We start from the raw sequence: 20,109 nt of genomic DNA, 5'->3' as shown, positions 1-20,109 counted from the left end.
CATTGCCGTGGATGCGGCCGCCGTCGCCGCCCAGCCGGCCGAGCGCGCCGACATTCACGCTGGAAGCCACCGCGCCGGTGATATTCAAGCTGCCGCCCAGGATATTGCTGGCGCCCTGGTAGGTATTATTGCCGGCCAGCGTCAACTGTCCGCTGCCGCTCTTGTTCAAGCCAGCGTCGCCGCCGATATCGTTCTTGAACACCGAGGAGGCGTTATCGAACTGGATATTGACGTTCGGCCCCAGCGCCAGCCGCTGATCGAACAGCGCCGGGCCGTTGACCGCCTTGCTGGCGTTGAGCAGCCCCCAGCCATAGGTGGCGGTATCGTGCATGTCGGTGGCGGTGGAAAGGATCGTCTGGCGGATCAGGTCGGCATTCATCCAGGGATAGGCTTGCTGCACCATGGCTGCCGCGCCGGTCACCGCCGGCGCGGCGAAGGAAGTGCCGAAGACCCGTGTGCCGCTGACGCTGGAGATGAAATCGCCGGCCGCAGCCAGGCACCAGTTGGCGGCAACGCCGCAGCGATTGGCGTAACTGGAAATCACCCCCGGCACCGTGTCGCTCACCGCATAACCGTTGCTGCCGCCGACGGCGTTGACTGCGGTGACCGCCAGCCAGCCGCTTTGCAGATCGCCAAACAGATTCGGCAGGCTGGCGCTCAGGCTGGGCTGAGCCGCACCTTCATTGCCGGTGGACCAGATAAACAAACTTTGCTGGGCCACATAAGGTTGGTACAGGGCATGCAAGGCAAGCGCTTGGCCGACCGAGGCGCCGACGGCGCTGATGCTATTGGACTGATTGAAAATCCGCGCGCCCTTGGCAAACAGGTCCTGGTATATCTGGTTGTTGAGCAGCAAGTCGTTGCCGGTGATGCCGGCCGCTGCCGCCTGCACGAACACGCCGGGGGCGACACCCAGAGTATTGCCGGCCAATGCTTGCACCACTTCCGTGCCATGCATATTGCCGTTAGCGCCGCCGGGGCTGTAGACCGTCTTGCTGATGCGTCCGGCGAATTGGGGATCGCTGACATCGAAATCGGTATCGACCACGCCGACTGTGACGCCCGCTCCAGTCAGGCCCAGCGTACGGGCAGCCTTGACATTGCTGGGGTCAAGTACGTTCAACATCGCCGGTGGCGCTGTTACCGCAGCGCCGCTGCCGGTGGCAGGCGACGGTGTAGTCGAAACCGGTGGTGTAACGGGAGTGGGCGGGGTGCTTGGAACCGATGGTGTAGCGGAATTGGGATTGCTGCTGCCGCCCCCGCCTCCGCCACAACCGGAAATCATTACCAGTACAGCAACAGAGATAATCGATAACGATCTCTGACGAGATGATTCTTTACCCATAACGCCTCCCCCATATGTGCATCAACTTCAACCCGATCAAGGATCGGCATATCGGTCTGCTGCTTTCACATACTCAGTCGCGCATCAATAGTAATAATCTCAACTTATTTCTATACGGCAATTAATTATGCGCTTGTTTGAGGTGTCATTTCAATATTTTATTTATTAATGGAAACTGTTTCTATATAGATACAGTGTTGATGGGTAAAAATTGGCAAGTCGCTACATCGCCATGAGGAACACATCTGAAAGGGAATAACGGAGGGAGTTTTATCCATCGACACAAGTGCCGGACTGTTCTGGCGCGCGCTGACAACTCGAACAGATTTGCTATGCACCAACATTTTCTCGAAATTGCTGGCGCATTTGTTATTATTACCGGCCGGCAACCGCACTTAAACCCACGGGCGCATGCACCGTCTCAAGCGCACACCCGTGTCAGCAAAACTTCAGGAGATAGACATGACGTTTACGGAATCGATCAAAGTCTGCTTTTCCAAATACGCCGACTTTAACGGCAGAGCCTCCCGCTCCGAATATTGGTGGTTCGCACTTTTTACAATACTGGTCTCATTGGCCGCCGGTGCAATCAGCGAATCACTCCGCATGGTGCTCATGGTTGCCACACTGCTGCCATCCATTGCGGTCGCAACGCGGCGCCTGCATGACACCAATCGCAGCGGCTGGCTGCAGTTGATCGCGCTGATCCCTATCTTGGGCTGGATCGCCATCATATATTTTCTGGTGCAGGAACCGAAGGAACCGAATAATTTCGGCGCGGCGACGGTTGATCCGAGCCTTCCGGAAACCTGAAAATCGTACAAGAACCATCTCTTCGACGCGTCCAGGCAGTTCAGCAACAACGGGAATTCCCTCGGAATTCCCGATTCACACCACCACAGGAATCCATGAAATCCGCCCTTCTTGTCATCGATGTTCAACGTGGTCTTTTTGATGAAACGCCACGCCCGTTCGAAGCCGATGCGGTAATAGAACGCATCAACAGCTTGACCGCCAGAGCCGGGGCTGCAGGTGTGCCCGTGGTCTTTATCCAGCACGAGGCCGGTTATATGGAATACAACTCTGCCGGTTGGCAACTCCAGCCGGGACTGCAAGTAAAGGAAAGCGACGTCAAACTGCGCAAAACCACGCCGGACTCCTTCCTCCGCACCGAACTCGAAGCATTGCTTGCCTCATGGCATACCGAGCAAGTCGTGATCTGCGGCTACGCTTCGGAATTCTGTGTCGACACCACTACCCGCCGCGCAGCCGCGCTTGGCTATCCGGTGACTCTGGTGTCCGATGCCCACACCACCCACGACAAGCCACATGCGACCGGGCTGCAGATACGCACGCACGAAAATGCGACGCTGCCCGACATCAGTAGTTTTGGTCCGGAAATCAAAGCGGTTGCGACCTCTGAATTGCATTTCGCAAATTAAATTATTGAGCAACACCATTCCTTCAACGAACGCGCAGAAACCGGGATCGGATAAGCGCGCATGAGAGGATGGTATTGACAATGAGAACCTGTTAGAATGCGGCCCTGTCCCGTATCGCAGGCAGTCGCTGTCGATACATGTTTTGCTGGTTTCTTCGAAACCGCAAAATTGCCCGAGTGGTGAAATCGGTAGACACAAGAGACTTAAAATCTCTCGCCGGAAACGGTGTGCCGGTTCGATTCCGGCCTCGGGCACCACGACACATTAAAGCAAATACACATAAAACGCCGCAAACCAAGTAAATACAAGGTTTGCGGCGTTTTTCATTAGAGCGAAAAATAGCAAAATACCACTAAATGCTGCTTTTCACTGTTACCATTTACGAAATTTCTACGAAAATATTACGAAATGGCGAACTTGAAGAAAGACGGAAACGTCTGGCGTGTGCAGGTCTATGTTAAAGGTGCCCGCGACTCCGGCACGTTCGCCACCAAAGCTCAGGCTAGTGCATGGGCGGCAATGCGAGAAACAGAACTTCGCAGTCAAAAAGAGACCGGCATCGTCGTCGGAAAAACGTGCCGCGATGCCTTTGATAAATACGAAAAGGAAATTTCTAAAGCCAAGCGCGGTTATCGATGGGAAGCACTACGACTTGACCTGCCCCCAACATTAGCTTCAATTTTTCCCTTGATGTTTTAGAGTGACGATATCAGCGTGGCGCCGCATTCCGTGGGGTCATCATGATAGGCGACGGCTTTACCGTGATGTTGGCGACTGCTATCGAGTGGCCTTATAGCAAACCGTCCCTTACACTTTGGACAAACGGTCATATCCCCGTCCAACGCCACTGCTACGCCCATCACCGTAAAACTCTCGCTCGCAGAAACGACCTCGCCGCCATGCGAGGTTTTATCGCCGAGCCGAATTACGCCTCGCCCTTCGACATCTTTCATTTTCTTACCCTTCCGCGAATCGTGAATATGCGATCTACGCACTAGCCTCTTGCGACATTTTGATCAGTGACATCATTGCTAGCAACCTGTTCTGTGCGACTTGAATTAATAACATCGTTGCGCGCAATAATTGCCTCATGGCCGCCACGAAATCCTTTGCGATAACGCCAGTAGCCGGTCGGCTCCATCAGACTTTTACTGAATCCCGCCATCGAATCATGAACGTAACCATCAAAAAGAGCCGCCAACGCATTAGGTGTATACGGTGCTTTTTGTGCCATGCTCAACACCGCCGGCGCTTCAGGATCCAGCGAACTCAATTCCTCCTGACGGAATTTTGCATCTTTCAGTTTGGCGCTGTTAGAGAACATCCCATTGAGAAACCCCTGAGACTTAGCGACATCTCCCCTGCTACCAATCACCCCGGCATCAGCAATCAATTTCTTATTGCAGTTGACCAGTAATTTGCGATCTTCCGCGTTTGCATTTTGAACGTGATGGAGATATTCATAGCTTTTGCAGACCTGCCAGCGCCAGTTCAGATAAGGTTGCGACCAATCGTGCATCTGGCGCGGGGTCATAGTCGACTCTGCCAGAAAATCATTGAACGCTTGCTCAACACGAGGATCGATCGCAAACGGATCATGACCAGTTGTCGTGTCTTTTGCATGCTCTTTACTAACTGGCACGCCGGCCGCAATTGCACACGCAAGCATATGATTGAGCGGGATCTGTGCCAGCTTGAGCGCATCACTTTCAAATTTTGTTTTGCCGACAGATATGCCTAGCTCAGCAGGCAGGTACCCGCCACCAACATCGCTATGCGAACCAGGATAGGCGAACTGCTGGCAATGCGGTGGCAGTACGCCGTCGACGCCAAGTTCATCCAGAGGGAAATTTTTACGCAACTCGTGCATAGCGACCATATGGACACAATTTTCTACCAGCGCAGGGATGCGCAGATTTTCAGGTGTCGCCCATCCACCATGTCCATCTGTGCTATTGGTAATCGCCCCCACTACGCCAGTCCAAAATCCCGCCGACGCTACTGTATCCATCAATCCAACAAAGCGCAGCCGTATGATCACACCGGCCAGCTTACCTCCAACCAGCAGCTGATCGAGCCACTGACAAAACACTCTCGCCTCTGCCGCACCACGTGAAAAACCGAACACATCAATAAAGCATTCCTTCACGTCCGGCTTACCATGTGATGCCAATTTCTTTTCAAGCAGACTCGCTTGACGCTTCAAAAAATCTTCGCGTGGGCCTTTTCCGTAAAGCTTGGGCATCAGCAGCCCTTCGCTCACACCTAGTTTTTTAAGCGCCTTCTGCTCATCCTCATCGGACACTATCGCACCATTGCGACACAGAGCTTTAACTTGCGTTGGATTGAAAAACATTTCACCGTCGTAAGCGCATCGATGTATCGCATTAAATACCGCCAACAAACCATACAAAACACGCCCTTCACAACCGATGCCAAAACCATTGCCGAAGGTGCTCTCCCCTTCTTCGCCGATTTCTGGGAAAGGGGTGCCGACACCATTGACGTAACTACGGTAAAAGTGCTCAGACGGATTTTCAATGTATGCGTCGAACAGCCTGACGATATTGCTATGACCAAATTTCGGCTTATCGTTGTACATATTATTGTTGGTGCCATCAAAGAACAGACCCAAATGCATGTTAACCTCACAGTTCCCACTATCCAGACTATGCTTTGGCACGATTCGCACAATCCCTGCAACCGGCGCTTGACGTGTTGGCGCAACAGCACATTTGATCTCCTCACTCATCGCCAGTCCCCATGTTTTTTGTCATATTCTTTCCCTTGGCGAATTTTCTCTGCCACTTCCGCTTCAGTGAAGAGTTCGTTGATGCGTGTGCCTACTGTCGCACTATCAGCTGCATGCTGGTCATTGCTCTGGATTGGATGCCGTTTCCCTTCAGGATAAATATCACTTACTACCACGCGCACTTTGCCACCAGCGAAAAAATGGACGAAGAGCTGCCCCGGTTCGTCATATTTTTCAATCGGGACCTTGGCCTTGTATATTCCTTCGGAGGTAACACTTTTGTAATTACCAGCATCAATCTCCGCTCGATTTTCTTTGCTCCAGTCCCCGACTCCCCATCGCACCTCTACGGTCAAACCCGGTCGCCATTGTTTGGGAATCGCCACGCAACAAACGGTGCTACCGCCGCCGCCTCCACGCCCGACATTTCCACCGCTGCCGCCGTCGACATAGAAATCTGAAATATTAAAATTCGGCCCTATGTGCTGAACGCCAGTCAGGCCGACAGGTGTGGATCGTTCGCCCCCACTGGCGGCTTGAACGCTGGCACAACCAGCAAAAACAAGTGCTATTAGAGAGATCGCCAGCATGCGCAGCCAGCCAAATCGTATATTTGAGTGCAACAATCGCATTAGATTTTTCCTAGTGATGAATTTCTGTTTGAACGTAGATGGACATTGCCAGCGTATGCAGCCAGCTAAATCTGACTTTTGAATGAGTCAGTCTCATCGCTCTTCTTCTTGATTATCAGTTGCAGTTCGAACGTAGGTGCCTTTGACGATTCCACCTTCATCTTCTACGATTAACTGATTAGGCTTATTCGAATCAACACTTACTGCAGCCGTTTTGAATGCTTGAGATAATTTACCCAGCTCCAATATTGCCACAACGATTTTTGTTTTCTTGCCATCCACTTTGAACCACTTGCGTTCAAGCTCTATTGTGGGAAAAGCCAAACCTATTTCAGTAACTTCAACACCTTTCCATTCCTGCGTTTGCCTGTCGGCTAAGAAGACCCGGCCTGAACTACTGGTTTTCGCGCTACGAATTTTCCCATTCGAGAATTTAAAATCGACCTCGACATCTTGCCATCGCATTCCGAATTTCGGAGTACCTGCTACAAGCCCCATCAGGACAGGTCCCTGAGCACCCTTCGTAAAATCAGAATCAAGCTGATCAATTTGCTGAATTTCGCTAAAATATGGCGGTGACTGATCTGCAATCAAATAAACTTGATTCCCTGTCACAGACCAAGTCCCATCCGCCTGTGCGTCCGTGCCGCCATACATAGCAGCATATTTAAAGTGATGATCGACTTGCAGAATAATATCTGCTGCGGCCTCACGTGCACCTTTCAGAGAGTAATGCCCTACTAGCGACGAACCGACATTCATATCAGTTGCTTGCCCCAATACGGGCATGAACTGTGCGAATAGGGCAACAGCGAAAGTACAAGGTTTAAATAATCGGGAGAGATTCATAGCACCTTTTATTTTATTTAATATGCATTACGTGAGTGATTCGGGTAAACATCAGTAACGGAGTGCCGCTTGTCGCAAATCCTGGCAAATGGTGGCAGTATTTTTTTGTGCGAGTATGCCGAACAGACTGGAATCCTTAAGTAATTCTCCGTGAGAGTCAAAAATGGCGCTGGCGAGTGAGAACAACACCGCACTGTCGAAGTGTCCCGCAGCTTGCCAAACACGCCACGCTTCGCTGGCCCAACGATGCTGTTCTGCCAGATTGCCGGGCAAGATCTGACCATAACGCATACTTTGCACGTTGCCAATCAACTGATCTGCTGCAGCCGACTCTCTCAAACTCTCGACTTGCTGGATAGTTAGAACGAAGGGTGTAGCCACCACGTCTTGCTCCATGTCGGCTAGCGGCAAGGTAGTCATTGCTCCTACTCGTTGATGAATGCACCAGCGCACCATGGGACCTGCGAAAGTAGCCCATTGTGCAGGACTGAGCATCGTTGCCAACGCGGGCAAGATGCAGCAATCCGCGAAACGCAGCGTCAGCTCTTTTCCTGCTTCGGTCCGTACAAAAATGAAATGACGCAAATGTTGCGCCAATGCCTCATGCGACAGCGCTGTATCGATGATGGAAACATGCAGTTGTGGCCGCTTGGCATTGACCAGCGCCATCACATATTCAAGCTGTCCAGCCCATTCGGCAGCTTCTATGTCAATTACCAACGGGCTAACCGCCGCGGCGGGATCTTTGTAGACGGGTATCAGCCAGTCCGGGCGCGCATCAGGCGCCATGGGCAAGAATTTTTCTGCGCCACCCAGCATGGCGCTGTCTAGCAGAACAAAAGAGGAGATTTTAGGCAGTGTCTCGGTCATAAAGGGCGCGCGAATGGGTTGTTGGCTTTGGCCGCTTTCAACAGGCAGGGAATACAGATGTCATGGTCCGGCAACTGCCCCGGAAACTGAATTGGTCTGTTCTGCGGAGGAAAGGTCTGGTGATTGGCTGCGTGCATTTCATGGCCGCCTGAAGTATAGCCTTTGATGCCGTCTGCACTAATCACCAACTCACTGCCGCCGCCGTTGATGCGTACGCCTTTTTTACCCTTGAGATTGATCCAGTCGGTCGTACTGATAATATCCAGAACCTTTTGCGCCAGCAGTTCCATGTCATCGCTTTGCGCCTGGATCTGTACCTTGCCGCTGGCGGCAATCAGTTTGATGCCGAGCTTGTGAACAAATACAGACCATTTTTCCTTGATGCTGGCATAGAACGATTTTCCAGCAGCGAGGGACACGTGGCCGCCAGTCGTCAGTGCCAGATGTTCGCCGCTGGCGATATGGGTCGATGCTGCAGTCGTGGTTTCGATCCCGCTCGGACTCGCCAGCACCAGATGCGGTTCGACCAGTTCAGGAAATGTACCGGCGCCGCCGGCGCTGCCTTTGATGGCGTCGTTTTGCGCTTTGATCGCCTTGGCGACATCGCTCTGGTCCGCATCCTTATCTTGCGCCTGATGTTGTTGCGCCAGGCCGGCCAGCTGCTCGTGCAAGTCCCGGCTCTGCGTCAAGCGCGAAACCGTCTCGCCCATATCCGTGATATGACTGGCTGCCTTGGTCCTGGCATGAGTGCTGATCAGCATCCCCTTGGAACGGACTACGCCGACGCCATCCGATCTCAGTTCAAACCCTTCTCCTCTAGCATCCTTGCGTCCGGCGTTGTCTTCGATGCGCGTGATGTAGCCAAGAGAAAGTTGACTGTGTTGATGATCGCTTTTTATCTGCGTTTGTATTTTTCCATTGGAATCGTCAAAGATGACATGCCCGCTACGTCCCCCTGGGGAGTTGCCGCCATTCGGCGTCAGTTCCCGGCTGCGCATGCCACTCAGCGCCTGCTGCGTCGGCAAGGTCCAGGCCGGCATATTGTTTTGATTGATCACCGATCCGGTAATGATCGGACGATCGCAATTGCCGTCCAGTTTTTGCACAATCACGGACTGCCCAATGCGCGGTAACGCGATGAATCCCTGCTGCGCGCCGGACCAGCCGCTGGCAACACGGATCCAGGCAGAACAATTTTCGTCATTCTTGCCGACTCGGTCCCAGTGAAACATCACCTTCACACGGCCAAATTCATCAACGTGGAGATTCTCTCCTTTCGGGCCTGTGACGGTGGCAGTCTGGATGCCGAAGTCTTTGGTGTCCTGGCTGTTGTAGCCGCGACCGGGGCGCCATGGAATTTTCTTGCGAATGCACACCAGGGAATTGCTATAGTCAGCAATCACGTCCGCGTCTTGCAGATAATTATTGGTCGCATGATGCGTCACGCTGACGATCAGGAACTCGTGATCTTGTTCGTCGCTGTTGTGCGACTGATTTTCCGAAAAATGACCGGTCAAGCGGAACCAGCGTCCCGGCATGGCATAGCGATTATTGCCGCTGCCCTCGAAGTATTTACCTGGGACCTCGATTTCCTCCATGCGTATCTTGCTGATGCGCTCACCGTCCTGCTGATCGACAAAGCCATAGGCGCCGGCATATTCGTAGGACTCCACCTGCGGCACCGTACCCTGCTTGTTGACGGTGGGGGTGCTGGCTTCTTTCGTGCGCGGATCCTTGAAATCATAGGCCGCCAAAGCAGCATTCGACGCTGTGAATTGCCGAACCGGCGACCAGTTCCCAATGGCGTCTTCTTCAATCGCGCCGGCATGACGTTGAAATGGAATTTCTGACCGGCCGTCAATCGGTGCGGCATCGGTCGATCTGTCTGAGAGCACCAGCTGATGCCCCTTGTTGCTGTGCTCGTACCAATAATGCCAGCCCAAATATTCCCAGCGGCGATGCAGATAGTTATGCTGCGTTTCATTGCATAGAAACGCATCCGTCATAATCGGGTCGGTATCGTGCAGCTTGGAATCCCACACGGCATAGGCGCCATAGCCTGAAAATATCTGCTCGGTCTGATCGTGCAGCGATTTATTGTGGAAGATGTAGTTATCTTTGCGCGCCGTCAGGAAATGGAGCCACGGCCCCAACGTGGCGTCATAGAAGGCGATGCTGCCATCGGTACGTTTGAGCCGCACCGTATGGATGTAGCCCGTGAAGCAGCGCATCGATCCGTCACCGCGTACCAACTCCACACACAGCAATTTCCCGTGCAGATCCTTGAGGGGTATCAACGCGTCGTCCGACAGCAATTCGATTTGATAAGAAAAATCCCTGCTTAAACTTTCGACTGCTTCGAGCTTATTAATCAGCAGCTCGGCCTGTGGACCGTCGTTATTGACGAACGAAACCCGCAGGATACGTTTATTTTGTCTGCCGTCGATCAAGCTTTGCAGCGTTCGAATTGCATTGGCCATGCATGCTTCCTGTAGTTGTGTAGCGTTTCGTCGCGAAGTTCAAGAGCACGGCTTTGCCATGCCCATATTAGGGCGTTGCTTGTCTGTTGCCGGGGAAACAATTGTCTAGCGTTCAATCCTACATCTATGGCACAAGAGCAACTGCAAACGATTGTGTCGGCGTTACTAGCGCGCAACATTGTATCATCGATAATACATTATTATTGTTTTGAGGCCCGGCGCGCAGTCATCCCCCCGCCACGCCTGCCCGCTAAATTGGTCGATTTCGACTCAAATTTTTTGAAGTGACGCACATAGGGGAAACCTGCCGTCTCAGGACCAGAATGCGTCGAAAAAAAGTGACGCAAAATGACGCACCTGGAGGGGTGAAAGTGCGCTCTTGGCGTCGGCGATGAAAAGCTGATTTTAGGTTTGACCTCGGGGAAAAGGTAACATTGGTAACCTGCCCTATTTTTCGTTTATAAGTACCTGATTTATATAGGTTTAGGTGGTTACCTTTGAAAGGTAATTTTCGGTAACCTCAAAGGTAACTTATATCTAAGTCATTGATATATATAACTATTATTTTTTAGCTATATTACCTTCTACTATGGTAACCATGTTACCCCAAGGTTACCCCGAAGTTATCTTTTGTCGAAACCTGCAAAGCCTTATGCCACAAGGCTTTGCGGCCGATTTTCAAAAAAGGTTACCAATGTTACCGTTTTCCCGAGGGGTATTTTATTTTAGCGACCGGCTACACTAAAGCTTAAAAGTTGCTTAATATCCATGCTCCTAAGCTCACCGCTGTGAATCTCCCAGGCTTTACTAGACACTTTTGAGGAAACAGGCATGATATTGAAAAAAAAGTTTGAAATGATGTTGCTCGCAGCAGCAGCTACGCTCCCAATGCAAAGCCATGCCGCCGAGCCGAGCACCACACTGGTAGGTGCATTGTCGTCTTGTCAGAATAATTTCTTCGCGATGGTTGGCGCCAAGCGCGATGCATTGGAAAAGCTAACCACCATCAAGCCCATCTCGGACGCGATGGCTTTTATTCCCGTCCAGGATCGTGTCAACGAGAAAGCTTCGGTGGTGCAATTCTCTGCTCCTTACCAGGATGGCAAGGTAGCACTCACCGGATACTTCGATGAGATCGTGGACCTGGCGACAGCCGGAAAATACTACTCGTGGGGGTTCCTTGTCCACGGCAATGTTCGTGATGTCGCAAAGCAGCTAGTACCGGAGATTTACGAAGCCGGCCGGCTGCGGAAAGCCGGCGACGTATATGTGCGTTCCGATGTGTGGAAAGACGGCCATTGGCAAAAGAACGACCAGCTTGCCGGTGGCACGATTCCACAGCCGGGCACAGTGGAACGCGTCTTGCTGATTGAAGACGCAGCTCCGGATTTTCCAGGTGCCGTTCGAGTCGGTTGCTCCTTGCAGGGCAGCGTAACAGTCGAGATGCTAAAGTCCGAGCGTCCGGATATTTGAGCATTTGACTGACTACAAGCAGATTCCCTTGGCCGGAAGGGGTTACGAGGACTATCTTAAATCAATTGAATTACGAATTTTTTACGAACAACAAGCGTAACCAATTGATATTAAATAGTTTCAACTTCCGGCTTCGGGCACCAAGAACATATCCCAAGCATTCCAAAGAAGTCCGGAAACCCGCATCAAGCCTCGCGCTGAAGCGGGTTTTTTGTCTAACGCATGGCGTCCGCTCTGGTGGTATTCATAGTGGGCAGCGAGACTTTTGTGCCTCGCTCGGCGAGAGTCCGCTAACTACTCCATGGACAAGACACGCATGGATATCAAATCCGGCTCATTGTTTTATTGCGAGCTAAATTTAATGCAACTGCCTTTTGAGGTCGGCAAGCTCACTGTGCGCATGTACCACGGCAGTCCTTACCTTGGCGTCTACCCCAACAGCACCTTGCAGCGCCTGCTCGGCCCGCCCGCCTATTTCTTCAAGATCGTCCACGCAACGACGTATGCTCTTGTCATCTTGCGAATCAAAAATCTTCTTCGCCTTAGACGTTTGTTGCTCCCACTGCATGACGCAATCTTTCAAATTTTGCGGCAGTTTTGCACTAGCCTGGCAGGCAGTTGCGGCTTCTTCGATATCGTGTTCAATGCGGCCGAAGCGCCGCTTGATCTCACTATGTTGTAGCATGATGTAACTCCTTTTCAGCTGTTAACTATGCAAACAATACGTGCTCTCAGACCACAAAATTCGTCTCGATGAATACTGACTGAACCGATTGACAGGATTTTTTCGCGGCCCGCTTTATTTGATAAAAGCAAGTAACCGAAGTTCAAAGAACATCAGGCAGATTTACATATTTTTGATTGACGAGGATAGTTTTTACGAAGAAAACTTATCATGGTTCACAGCCATTTTCTGCTGGTAAAAATTCAACCCGCTACCATATATTTCCGCATCAACAATGCTTCACCTGCCACCCAACCGCTGCCAGCACAAAGAACCAGATCTGTCAAGGTGGCCAATTTGATCTAGAATTTCCCCCTTCACCTCAAGGAGAAACGCCAATGAGCCCGTTAGCCGCTATCACAGCAATCCTTAGCGCGTTATTAATTGGGGCAATGAGTCCAGGTCCCAGTTTCGTGATTGTTGCCCGCAACGCTATCGGCCTGTCGCGCCGCGATGGCTTGGCCACGGGGCTATCGGCATGGGAATAGGATCTGAAAGCCTTTTTCTTTGAATGGGATTTGTCTCTGTCGAATCAATCAGAGAAGGCCGCAGACGGCACCAATACCGCACCTTCCATCAAGCGGCGCGCGCTGCGACTCATGACGGCTTTGGTTACCACCCACGCGCCGTCGCGTTGCTCTGCCTCGGCGCCGACAGCCACACTGCCGGAGGGATGGCCGAAACGGACCTTGCCGTTCGCCTGGCTTGGCATCAAGCGGTTGACGATGGTGCCGGGAATGACGGCGGCGACAGCGATTGCTACCGCCCCGGTTCCGGTCATCGCGTGATGCAGTTTTCCCATTGAAAAAATACGTGCACTGATATCGAGCGCGGCAGGGTCGATATGCTTGCCGCTTGATGCCACGTAGGCCAACGGCTTGGCGACGAAAGCCAGTTTTGGCGTATGCGGCCGCAGTTGCGTTGCTTCGTCTGCGGTCTTTGCCAGTCCCATCCGAACTGCCGCATGAGCCCGAATCGCTTCCACCTTTTGCAGCAATCCGGCGTTGCCATTCACGTCACGCTGCAATTCAGCTCCCGTCAGCCCGAGCGTTGCAGCATCCACAAAGATGGCCGGATTACCGGCATTGATCATGGTCAATGCGACCTGCCCCACGCCGGGTACATCGAGCATGTCGATCGGCGCTCCAGTCGGGAACATGCCGCCTGCGCCATCTTCATCGCCATCGCCATCGCCGCCCGGATCCAGGAATTCAATTTTGATCTCGGCCGCCGGGAAAGTAACGCCGTCCAGTTCGAAATCGCCCTCTTCCACCACCGCACCGTCTTGCATCGGCACGTGGGCGATGATCTTGGCGTTGATGTTTGCCTGCCAGATGCGGACGGTGGCGACGCCGTCGCACGGCGCATCCAGCAGGCCTTGCGCAATGGCAAACGGGCCAACCGCCGCGGTCAGATTGCCGCAATTGCCTGACCAGTCGATCATCGCCTGGTCGATGGCGACCTGGCCGAACAGGTAATCGACGTCGCAATCTTCGCGCAAGGAGCGGCTGACCAGCACCACCTTGCTGGTGCTCGAAGTAGCGCCTCCCATGCCGTCAATTTGCTGGCCGTAGGGATCCGGGCTGCCAATCACGCGCAGCAACACGCGCTCGCGCAATGCCGGATCGGCCGGCAGCCAATCCTTGCAAAAGAACACCCCTTTGCTGCTGCCGCCGCGCATATATACGGCTTGAATTCTGAACTGTGCCAAGACTGTCTCCTAAGATACGCCCGGCCATGGTATCAGTGTTTCATCGATGCTGACGGCCCGGACGCACCGTTGCTTGCCCCCAGAGATAGCAGACGTTGCGCCATGCAAAACACAAACAGCAGCACGCCGATGACGATTTTGGTCCACCACGAACTCAGTGTGCCATCGAACGCGATCAAGGTCTGGATCAGGCCGAGGATCAGCACGCCAGTCAGCGTGCCGGCGACGTAGCCATAACCGCCGGTCAGCAAGGTGCCGCCGATCACCACTGCGGCAATCGCATCCAGCTCCGTGCCCTGTGCATGCAGGCCGTAGCCGGACAGCATGTAAAACGAAAACAAGACCCCGGCCAAGGCTGCGCAAAATCCGCTGAATGCGTAGACCATCACCTTGGTGCGCCCGACCGCCAGCCCCATCAGCAGCGCCGACTGCTCATTGCCGCCAATGGCATAAACCGCGCGTCCGAAACGGGTGTAGTGGGCCATGTAGATGGCAAGTCCCAGCATCAACATGGCGATCACCGCGCTAGGCGAAACGAATGCGCCAAACATTTCTATGCGCGCTTGCGACAACGTTACGTACAGGGATTGGTCGATTGTGATGGAATTGATGCTGATCAGATAGCACAAGCCGCGTGCCAGGAACATGCCGGCCAAGGTCACGATGAATGCCTGCAATTTAAAAAAATGAATCAGCGCTCCCATCAGCGCGCCGAACGCACTGCCGATCAGGAGCACGCAAGCGATCACCAGCAACGGCGGCCAGTGCCACGATTGCAGCATATACGCGGAGATCATGGTGGTCAGCGCCAGCACCGAGCCGACCGACAGATCGATGCCGCCGGATAAAATGACGAAGGTCATGCCAATCGCAATCACCAGCAGGAAGGCATTGTCGATCAGCAGATTCAACACCACCTGCAAGGAAAAAAAACCGTTATAAGCGAACGCCCCCAGAGCGAACATCGCGATCAGCAAAGCGACAGTTGCCAGCGAAGTGAAATAAGGCGACGAAATAGAATGGCGCAGGAGTTTCATGATTTTTTACGATTGACAATGCGCGAGCGGGAAGCGGCGCTGAACAGCCCGTCTCCCAGACTGCGAAACTCCGGCGATTGCGACAAACACACCGCGAACACCACCACCGATTTCACCACCATATTCACTTCCGGCGGCACCCCCATCGAATAAATCGTATAAGTCAGCGCCTGGATAATCAATGCGCCGATAGCGCTGCCGACCAAACTGAATTTGCCGCCGGCCAGAGAAGTGCCGCCCAGCGTCACCGCCAGGATCGCATCCAGCTCCAGCAACAGGCCGGCGTTATTCGCGTCCGCGCTCTTGATATTGGAGCTGATCATCAATCCGGCGACACCGGCGCAGGCGCTGCAAAACATGTACACGAAAAAGATCAGGGCGGCGGTCCTGATGCCGGCCAGCCGCGCCGCCACAGGGTTGATGCCGACCGACTGGATGAACAGGCCGAGCGCGGTTTTGCGCATCATCAGCGCGACCGCTAAAAACACACCGATGGCGATAAACAGGGAAAACGGCAAACCGAACAGATAGCCGCTGCCGATATAGAAAAACGGCTTGTAATACACCGTGACGATCTGGCCATCCGTCAGTAATTGCGCCAGTCCGCGCCCGCCTACCATCAGGATCAAGGTCGCAATAATCGGCTGCAAACCGAGCGTGGCGACCAAAAAGCCATTCCAGACGCCGCATAGAATGGCGGCGCCCATGGCCGCCGCAAGCGCCCATACCATGGGAATGCGGCTGGCGTATTCCGGCACGCCGTTATGCATTTCCACCGTACCGCCTATCAGCAAGGCGGCAACCGTGCCGGCAATGGCGACCACCGCGCCCACTGAAATATCGATGCCGCGTGTCGCAATCACCAGAGTCATGCCCAGCGCGGTCAGTATCAACGGCGCGGCGCGGTTGACGATATCGATCAGGCTGCCATATAAATGGCCGTCCTTCCATTCGAGCCGGAAAAAGCCCGGGATCATGAAAAAATCCAGCGCCAGCAACAGCGCCAACGCCGCCAACGGCCGCAGCAGCGGGTGACGCAGTAACATCCGCAAGCGCGCCGGCCCGGCTAAGCCAGTGCTGCGTCGCAATTTGGCATCAGCCGCGGAATCGGGATTCAACATGATGCTCATGTGCACTCTCCGGCAATCACCTGCAGCACCGATTCGTCGTCGAGTTCGCCGCGCAGGTATTCGCCGCAAGCCTGGCGATCGCGCAATACCAGCATGCGGTCGCTGCAGCGCAATACCTCGGGAATTTCGGAAGAAATGAACAGGATCGCCATGCCCTTGCGGCACAGGGCGATTACGTGATCCATGATCTCTTGCTTGGCGCGTACATCGATGCCGCGTGTCGGCTCGTCCAGAATCAGCATGGCGGGATCGGTGGCAAGCCAGCGCGCCAGCAATGCCTTTTGCTGGTTGCCGCCGGACAGCGAACTGATCGGCGTCTCGCTATCGGGCGTCTTGATGCCCAGCCGTTTGATATAGTCGTTGGCGATCGCTTGCTGGCGTTTGCGCGGAATTACGCGCAGCAAGCCGGCCCGCGCCTGCAGCGCCAGGATGATATTTTCACGCACCGACAACGCAAGTATTGCGCCTTCTGCTTTTCTGTCTTCTGAACAAAAGCCGATGCCGGCGGCAATGGCGTCGCGCGGCGAGTGGAATCTGACGGCTTTGCCCTTCACACATAGACTGCCGCTGTCGGCCTTGTCTGCGCCGAACAGTAGCCTCGCGGCTTCGGTGCGGCCGGAGCCAAGCAAACCGCATAAGCCGAATACCTCGCCCGCATGAAAATCCAGATCCAGCGGCGCCAGCACGCCTTTGCGCCCCAATCCACGCGCTTGCAGCAGCAGCTCGCCGCCGGCTGCCGCGCGCCTCTCCTGGTCTGCACCGGGCGCCTCCTTATCCGCTGGCGACTGCACGCCGACCATTTTATTGACCAGATCGAAGCGGCTCAAAGCACTGGCCGGATATTCGCCTTCAAGCACACCGTTGCGCAAGACTGTGATGCGGTCGGAGATTTCGTAAGTCTGTTCCAGGAAATGTGTCACGAACAGGATCGCCATGCCCTGCCCGCGCAGTTTGCGCAAGACATCGAACAGCAAACGTACTTCGGCCTCATCCAGGCTGGAGGTCGGTTCGTCGAGAATCAAGACTTTGGCAGACACGCTCAGGGCGCGCGAAATCGCCACCATCTGCTGGATCGCCAGCGGATACCGGGCCAGCGCGGCCGTCACATCGATATGGATCTGCAGATCGCCCAGCAGGCGTTGCGCCTGCTGCTGCATGGTTCTCCAGTCTATGCCGAGGTGTTTTCTTGGATAGCGGCCGATAAAGATATTTTCAGCAACCGACAAATTAGGACACAGATTGACTTCCTGGTACACGGTGCTGATGCCCAGGTTCTGCGCCTCCAGTGTAGAACACGGCTGGACGATTTGGCCGGCCAGCCGTATCTCTCCGCTGTCGGGTGCATAGACGCCGGTCAACACCTTGATCAGGGTCGACTTACCCGCGCCATTTTGCCCCATCAACGTGTGAACTTCACCCGGATACAAGCGCAAAGCGACGTCGCTCAGCGCTTTGACGCCACCGAATGCCTTGTGTATGCCGTTTAATTCCAGCGCCGGCACGACACCGTTCACTACTTGAGCAGCAGCGCTTGTCAGCGCGCCGGTTAGCGTTTCGTTCATCCCAAAAATTCAGTATTTACGGTTTGGGAATTCTTTCGCTGCCACTTCGGCCGGGAACACGCTTTCCTCAGTCGTAATGCGTTTAGGCACGGTTTCGCCGGCGATCACCTGTTTCGCTATTTTCATCAGTTGCGGCCCAAGCAGCGGACTGCATTCGACCGTGACGTTGAGCTTGCCAGCCATCATTGCTTCAAACGCGCCTTTGACGCCATCGATTGAAATCACCAGGATGTCGATGCCCGGCTTCAAACCCGCCTCTTCGATCGCTTGGATCGCACCGATCGCCATGTCGTCGTTATGCGCGTATAAAACATTGATCTTCTTGCCGTCGGTTTTGAGGAAGGCCTCCATCACTTCCTTACCCTTGGCGCGGGTGAAATCGCCGGATTGCGAGCGCATAATCTTCAGATGCGGATTGGCGGCGATGGTTTGTGCGAAACCGGCCTTGCGGTCGATCGCAGGGGCAGAACCGACTGTGCCTTGCAACTCAACGATATTGATATCGCCGGCGGGCATGGTCTTGGCCCGTTCCAGCAGCCAGCGGCCGGCGCGGCGGCCTTCTTCCACGAAATCCGAGCCGATGAAAGTCACATACAGAGATTTGTCGCTGGCGTCGACCGCGCGATCGGTCAGGATGACCGGGATCTTGGCGGCTTTCGCTTCACGCAAGACGGTATCCCAGCCCGACTCCACCACCGGAGAAAACGCAATGACATCGACCTTGTGGGCGATGAAGGAACGAATCGCCTTCACCTGGTTTTCCTGCTTTTGCTGAGCGTCGGCGAATTTCAGGGTCACGCCAGCCTGTTTTGCGGCATCCTTGATCGATGCGGTATTCGCGCTGCGCCATTCGCTCTCGGCGCCGACTTGGGAAAAGCCCAGCACTAGCGGCTTTTCAGCATATGCGCTGGCAGCGATCCCCAACCCCAAGCCGAAACAAAGGGCCGCACTCAATACCGTTCTGCGTGTCATTTTCATTGCTGGTCTCCGTTTTTATGTTTTTAGATAGATAAAACGTGTGAAAGGCGCGACCCATACTAGGAGGAAATCCAGCCATTTTCCAATGAAATTTTTGATGATTCAGATACGTGTTTGAGTATCTGTTTGCCGCGGCGTCTTTACCATCGAAGAATTTTGGACAAAAAAAAGCCCGCTAACTTTCGTTGCGGGCTGAATCCAAACCTTATGAGGTGTTGGAGGAGACAGAGCCACTATATCGCGCTGCAGCATATCCGTCTGCTTGATTGTTGTGATAACAGATATTCACCATGCAAATAGTGCGGCGAGGCGCTAATGCCGTTCAGTTAAGACTGAACGGCATTTTTGTTTTAAGTGTTGTAAACGCAATTGGAGGCTGTTAACCTGCGTCCATGCTTGATGACGCGATCCATTTTATGACTGAAGCTCAGGAGGCGCCCAACTGGGAGCGCCTGGGGCAGCATTTACCATATGAGTGGATAGAGCAGGCAATCAATTACACCGGCAAGGCGAGCATCCGGCACCGTCGCCTCCCAGCCGAGCAGGTGGTCTGGCTGGTAGTTGCCTTGGCGCTGTATCGGCATCAATCCATCAGCGAAGTCATCGACGATTTGGATCTGGCCCTGCCGGATGCCCAAGCTCCGTTCGTCAGCAAGAGTGCGGTCGCGCAAGCACGCCAGCGACTTGGGGCGGCGCCGTTGCAAGCGCTGTTTGAGTTATCCGCCCGCGCGTGGTGCGATCAGGACAGCAAACACTACCAATTCAAGGGCTTGAGGTTGTTCGCCATGGACGGCACAACCTTAAAAACGGTTGATACGCCAGAACACCGTCAGCATTTTGGCGCCCAACGCTACGCCTGCGCCGTGTCGAGCTATCCTCAGATACGCGGGGTCACGCTAACGGACGTCTCGACGCACCTGATTCGCAGTGCTGCCTTTGGTCCCTACGGTACGCACGAAATGCAGTATGCCAAAGAACTGGTTTCCTCTATTCCCGACGATTCCCTCACGGCCTTTGACAAAGGCTTTTTGTCGGCGGAAATCTTATGCAACTTAACTGGCCGGGGCAACAATCGCCACTTCATCATTCCAGCCAAAGCCAACACGAAATGGGAAGTGCTAGAG

The 20,109-nt window shown here is 53.9% G+C and carries 18 protein-coding genes, 1 tRNA gene and 1 pseudogene; 7 read left to right on the top strand and 13 right to left on the bottom strand.

From position 1 onward, the window contains the following. A partial coding sequence (locus tag KHU33_RS21440) for a S8 family serine peptidase (protein ID WP_211466681.1) occupies positions 1-1,345 on the bottom strand: 1,345 nt, incomplete at its 3' end. Positions 1,346-1,756: 411 nt separating this feature from the next. Here KHU33_RS21440 and KHU33_RS21435 point away from each other — a divergent pair. From KHU33_RS21435 to KHU33_RS21420, 4 genes are all read left to right on the top strand, one after another. Next, positions 1,757-2,158: a DUF805 domain-containing protein gene (locus KHU33_RS21435; protein WP_329956103.1), complete on the top strand. Its 402-nt coding sequence runs from the start codon at positions 1,757-1,759 to the stop codon at positions 2,156-2,158. Between the two features lie 95 nt (positions 2,159-2,253). Then, positions 2,254-2,787, top strand: coding sequence for a cysteine hydrolase family protein (locus KHU33_RS21430; protein ID WP_211466679.1), 534 nt, complete (start codon positions 2,254-2,256; stop codon positions 2,785-2,787). Positions 2,788-2,957: 170 nt separating this feature from the next. Continuing rightward, a tRNA-Leu gene (locus KHU33_RS21425) sits at positions 2,958-3,044 on the top strand. Between the two features lie 160 nt (positions 3,045-3,204). Continuing rightward, complete coding sequence (locus KHU33_RS21420) at positions 3,205-3,486, top strand: hypothetical protein (protein WP_211466677.1); 282 nt, start codon at positions 3,205-3,207, stop codon at positions 3,484-3,486. Here the strand turns inward: KHU33_RS21420 and KHU33_RS21415 are convergent. The 6 genes from KHU33_RS21415 to KHU33_RS21390 form a co-directional block, all read right to left on the bottom strand. Continuing rightward, positions 3,483-3,740 (bottom strand): PAAR domain-containing protein, encoded by a 258-nt coding sequence (locus KHU33_RS21415; protein ID WP_211466676.1) that lies wholly within the window; start codon positions 3,738-3,740, stop codon positions 3,483-3,485. The two genes, KHU33_RS21420 and KHU33_RS21415, sit on opposite strands and share 4 nt — an antisense overlap. Positions 3,741-3,781: 41 nt before the next feature. Then, entirely contained in the window at positions 3,782-5,539 is a 1,758-nt protein-coding gene (locus tag KHU33_RS21410; RefSeq protein ID WP_211466674.1) for a T6SS phospholipase effector Tle1-like catalytic domain-containing protein, read from the bottom strand. Beyond that, positions 5,536-6,171: a DUF3304 domain-containing protein gene (locus tag KHU33_RS21405; protein WP_211466672.1), complete on the bottom strand. Its 636-nt coding sequence runs from the start codon at positions 6,169-6,171 to the stop codon at positions 5,536-5,538. The genes KHU33_RS21410 and KHU33_RS21405 overlap by 4 nt, the downstream gene beginning before the upstream one ends. A 93-nt stretch (positions 6,172-6,264) precedes the next feature. Further along, positions 6,265-7,020 (bottom strand): hypothetical protein, encoded by a 756-nt coding sequence (locus tag KHU33_RS21400; protein ID WP_211466670.1) that lies wholly within the window; start codon positions 7,018-7,020, stop codon positions 6,265-6,267. 51 nt (positions 7,021-7,071) lie between these two features. After that, positions 7,072-7,890: a DUF4123 domain-containing protein gene (locus KHU33_RS21395; protein WP_211466668.1), complete on the bottom strand. Its 819-nt coding sequence runs from the start codon at positions 7,888-7,890 to the stop codon at positions 7,072-7,074. Beyond that, entirely contained in the window at positions 7,887-10,370 is a 2,484-nt protein-coding gene (locus tag KHU33_RS21390; RefSeq protein ID WP_211466666.1) for a type VI secretion system Vgr family protein, read from the bottom strand. Before KHU33_RS21390 ends, KHU33_RS21395 begins: the two co-directional genes overlap by 4 nt. Before the next feature lie 831 nt (positions 10,371-11,201). On the opposite strand from KHU33_RS21390, the gene KHU33_RS21385 reads away from it, so the two are divergent. Then, the gene (locus tag KHU33_RS21385) at positions 11,202-11,843 is read left to right on the top strand and encodes a hypothetical protein (protein ID WP_211466664.1); all 642 of its coding nucleotides are present in this window, start codon (positions 11,202-11,204) and stop codon (positions 11,841-11,843) included. Between the two features lie 358 nt (positions 11,844-12,201). On the opposite strand, the gene KHU33_RS21380 is transcribed toward KHU33_RS21385, so the two are convergent. Next, complete coding sequence (locus KHU33_RS21380; protein ID WP_211466662.1) at positions 12,202-12,528, bottom strand: hypothetical protein; 327 nt, start codon at positions 12,526-12,528, stop codon at positions 12,202-12,204. Positions 12,529-12,905: 377 nt separating this feature from the next. Between KHU33_RS21380 and KHU33_RS26550 the strand changes: the two are divergent. Then, positions 12,906-13,057 (top strand): annotated as a pseudogene (locus KHU33_RS26550) (LysE family translocator); the annotation flags it as partial. Positions 13,058-13,099: 42 nt separating this feature from the next. Here KHU33_RS26550 and prpF read toward each other — a convergent pair. Genes prpF through KHU33_RS21355 form a run of 5 tightly spaced genes read right to left on the bottom strand, consistent with a single transcriptional unit; the run spans position 13,100 to position 18,985 of the window. Beyond that, entirely contained in the window at positions 13,100-14,278 is a 1,179-nt protein-coding gene (gene prpF / locus KHU33_RS21375) for a 2-methylaconitate cis-trans isomerase PrpF (protein ID WP_211466660.1), read from the bottom strand. 32 nt (positions 14,279-14,310) lie between these two features. Then, positions 14,311-15,315: a galactofuranose ABC transporter, permease protein YjfF gene (yjfF, locus tag KHU33_RS21370; protein WP_211466658.1), complete on the bottom strand. Its 1,005-nt coding sequence runs from the start codon at positions 15,313-15,315 to the stop codon at positions 14,311-14,313. After that, positions 15,312-16,445 carry an ABC transporter permease gene (locus tag KHU33_RS21365; protein ID WP_407928305.1) on the bottom strand — a complete coding sequence of 378 codons (1,134 nt, stop codon included), beginning with the start codon at positions 16,443-16,445 and terminating at the stop codon, positions 15,312-15,314. The genes yjfF and KHU33_RS21365 overlap by 4 nt, the downstream gene beginning before the upstream one ends. Then, complete coding sequence (locus tag KHU33_RS21360) at positions 16,442-18,007, bottom strand: sugar ABC transporter ATP-binding protein (RefSeq protein ID WP_211466656.1); 1,566 nt, start codon at positions 18,005-18,007, stop codon at positions 16,442-16,444. Before KHU33_RS21360 ends, KHU33_RS21365 begins: the two co-directional genes overlap by 4 nt. A gap of 9 nt (positions 18,008-18,016) precedes the next feature. Then, complete coding sequence (locus KHU33_RS21355; protein ID WP_329956102.1) at positions 18,017-18,985, bottom strand: ABC transporter substrate-binding protein; 969 nt, start codon at positions 18,983-18,985, stop codon at positions 18,017-18,019. 392 nt (positions 18,986-19,377) lie between these two features. On the opposite strand from KHU33_RS21355, the gene KHU33_RS21350 reads away from it, so the two are divergent. Next, the coding region (locus tag KHU33_RS21350) for an IS4 family transposase (RefSeq protein ID WP_211466653.1) at positions 19,378-20,109 on the top strand (732 nt) is incomplete at its 3' end.

Source organism: Collimonas silvisoli (assembly GCF_018305005.1).
Taxonomy (GTDB): domain Bacteria; phylum Pseudomonadota; class Gammaproteobacteria; order Burkholderiales; family Burkholderiaceae_D; genus Collimonas; species Collimonas silvisoli.
This window is presented reverse-complemented; position numbering and strand designations above follow the sequence as displayed.

Bases quoted from the DNA above. Each gene is read 5' to 3' on its own strand.
- KHU33_RS21435 (WP_329956103.1), top strand. From the start codon at position 1,757: ATGCACCGTCTCAAGCGCACACCCGTGTCAGCAAAACTTCAGGAGATA.
- KHU33_RS21430 (WP_211466679.1), top strand. From the start codon at position 2,254: ATGAAATCCGCCCTTCTTGTCATCGATGTTCAACGTGGTCTTTTTGAT.
- KHU33_RS21415 (WP_211466676.1), bottom strand. From the start codon at position 3,740: ATGAAAGATGTCGAAGGGCGAGGCGTAATTCGGCTCGGCGATAAAACC.
- KHU33_RS21410 (WP_211466674.1), bottom strand. From the start codon at position 5,539: ATGAGTGAGGAGATCAAATGTGCTGTTGCGCCAACACGTCAAGCGCCG.
- KHU33_RS21405 (WP_211466672.1), bottom strand. From the start codon at position 6,171: ATGCGATTGTTGCACTCAAATATACGATTTGGCTGGCTGCGCATGCTG.
- KHU33_RS21400 (WP_211466670.1), bottom strand. From the start codon at position 7,020: ATGAATCTCTCCCGATTATTTAAACCTTGTACTTTCGCTGTTGCCCTA.
- KHU33_RS21395 (WP_211466668.1), bottom strand. From the start codon at position 7,890: ATGACCGAGACACTGCCTAAAATCTCCTCTTTTGTTCTGCTAGACAGC.
- KHU33_RS21390 (WP_211466666.1), bottom strand. From the start codon at position 10,370: ATGGCCAATGCAATTCGAACGCTGCAAAGCTTGATCGACGGCAGACAA.
- KHU33_RS21385 (WP_211466664.1), top strand. From the start codon at position 11,202: ATGATATTGAAAAAAAAGTTTGAAATGATGTTGCTCGCAGCAGCAGCT.
- KHU33_RS21380 (WP_211466662.1), bottom strand. From the start codon at position 12,528: ATGCTACAACATAGTGAGATCAAGCGGCGCTTCGGCCGCATTGAACAC.
- yjfF (WP_211466658.1), bottom strand. From the start codon at position 15,315: ATGAAACTCCTGCGCCATTCTATTTCGTCGCCTTATTTCACTTCGCTG.
- KHU33_RS21365 (WP_407928305.1), bottom strand. From the start codon at position 16,445: ATGAGCATCATGTTGAATCCCGATTCCGCGGCTGATGCCAAATTGCGA.
- KHU33_RS21360 (WP_211466656.1), bottom strand. From the start codon at position 18,007: ATGAACGAAACGCTAACCGGCGCGCTGACAAGCGCTGCTGCTCAAGTA.
- KHU33_RS21355 (WP_329956102.1), bottom strand. From the start codon at position 18,985: ATGAAAATGACACGCAGAACGGTATTGAGTGCGGCCCTTTGTTTCGGC.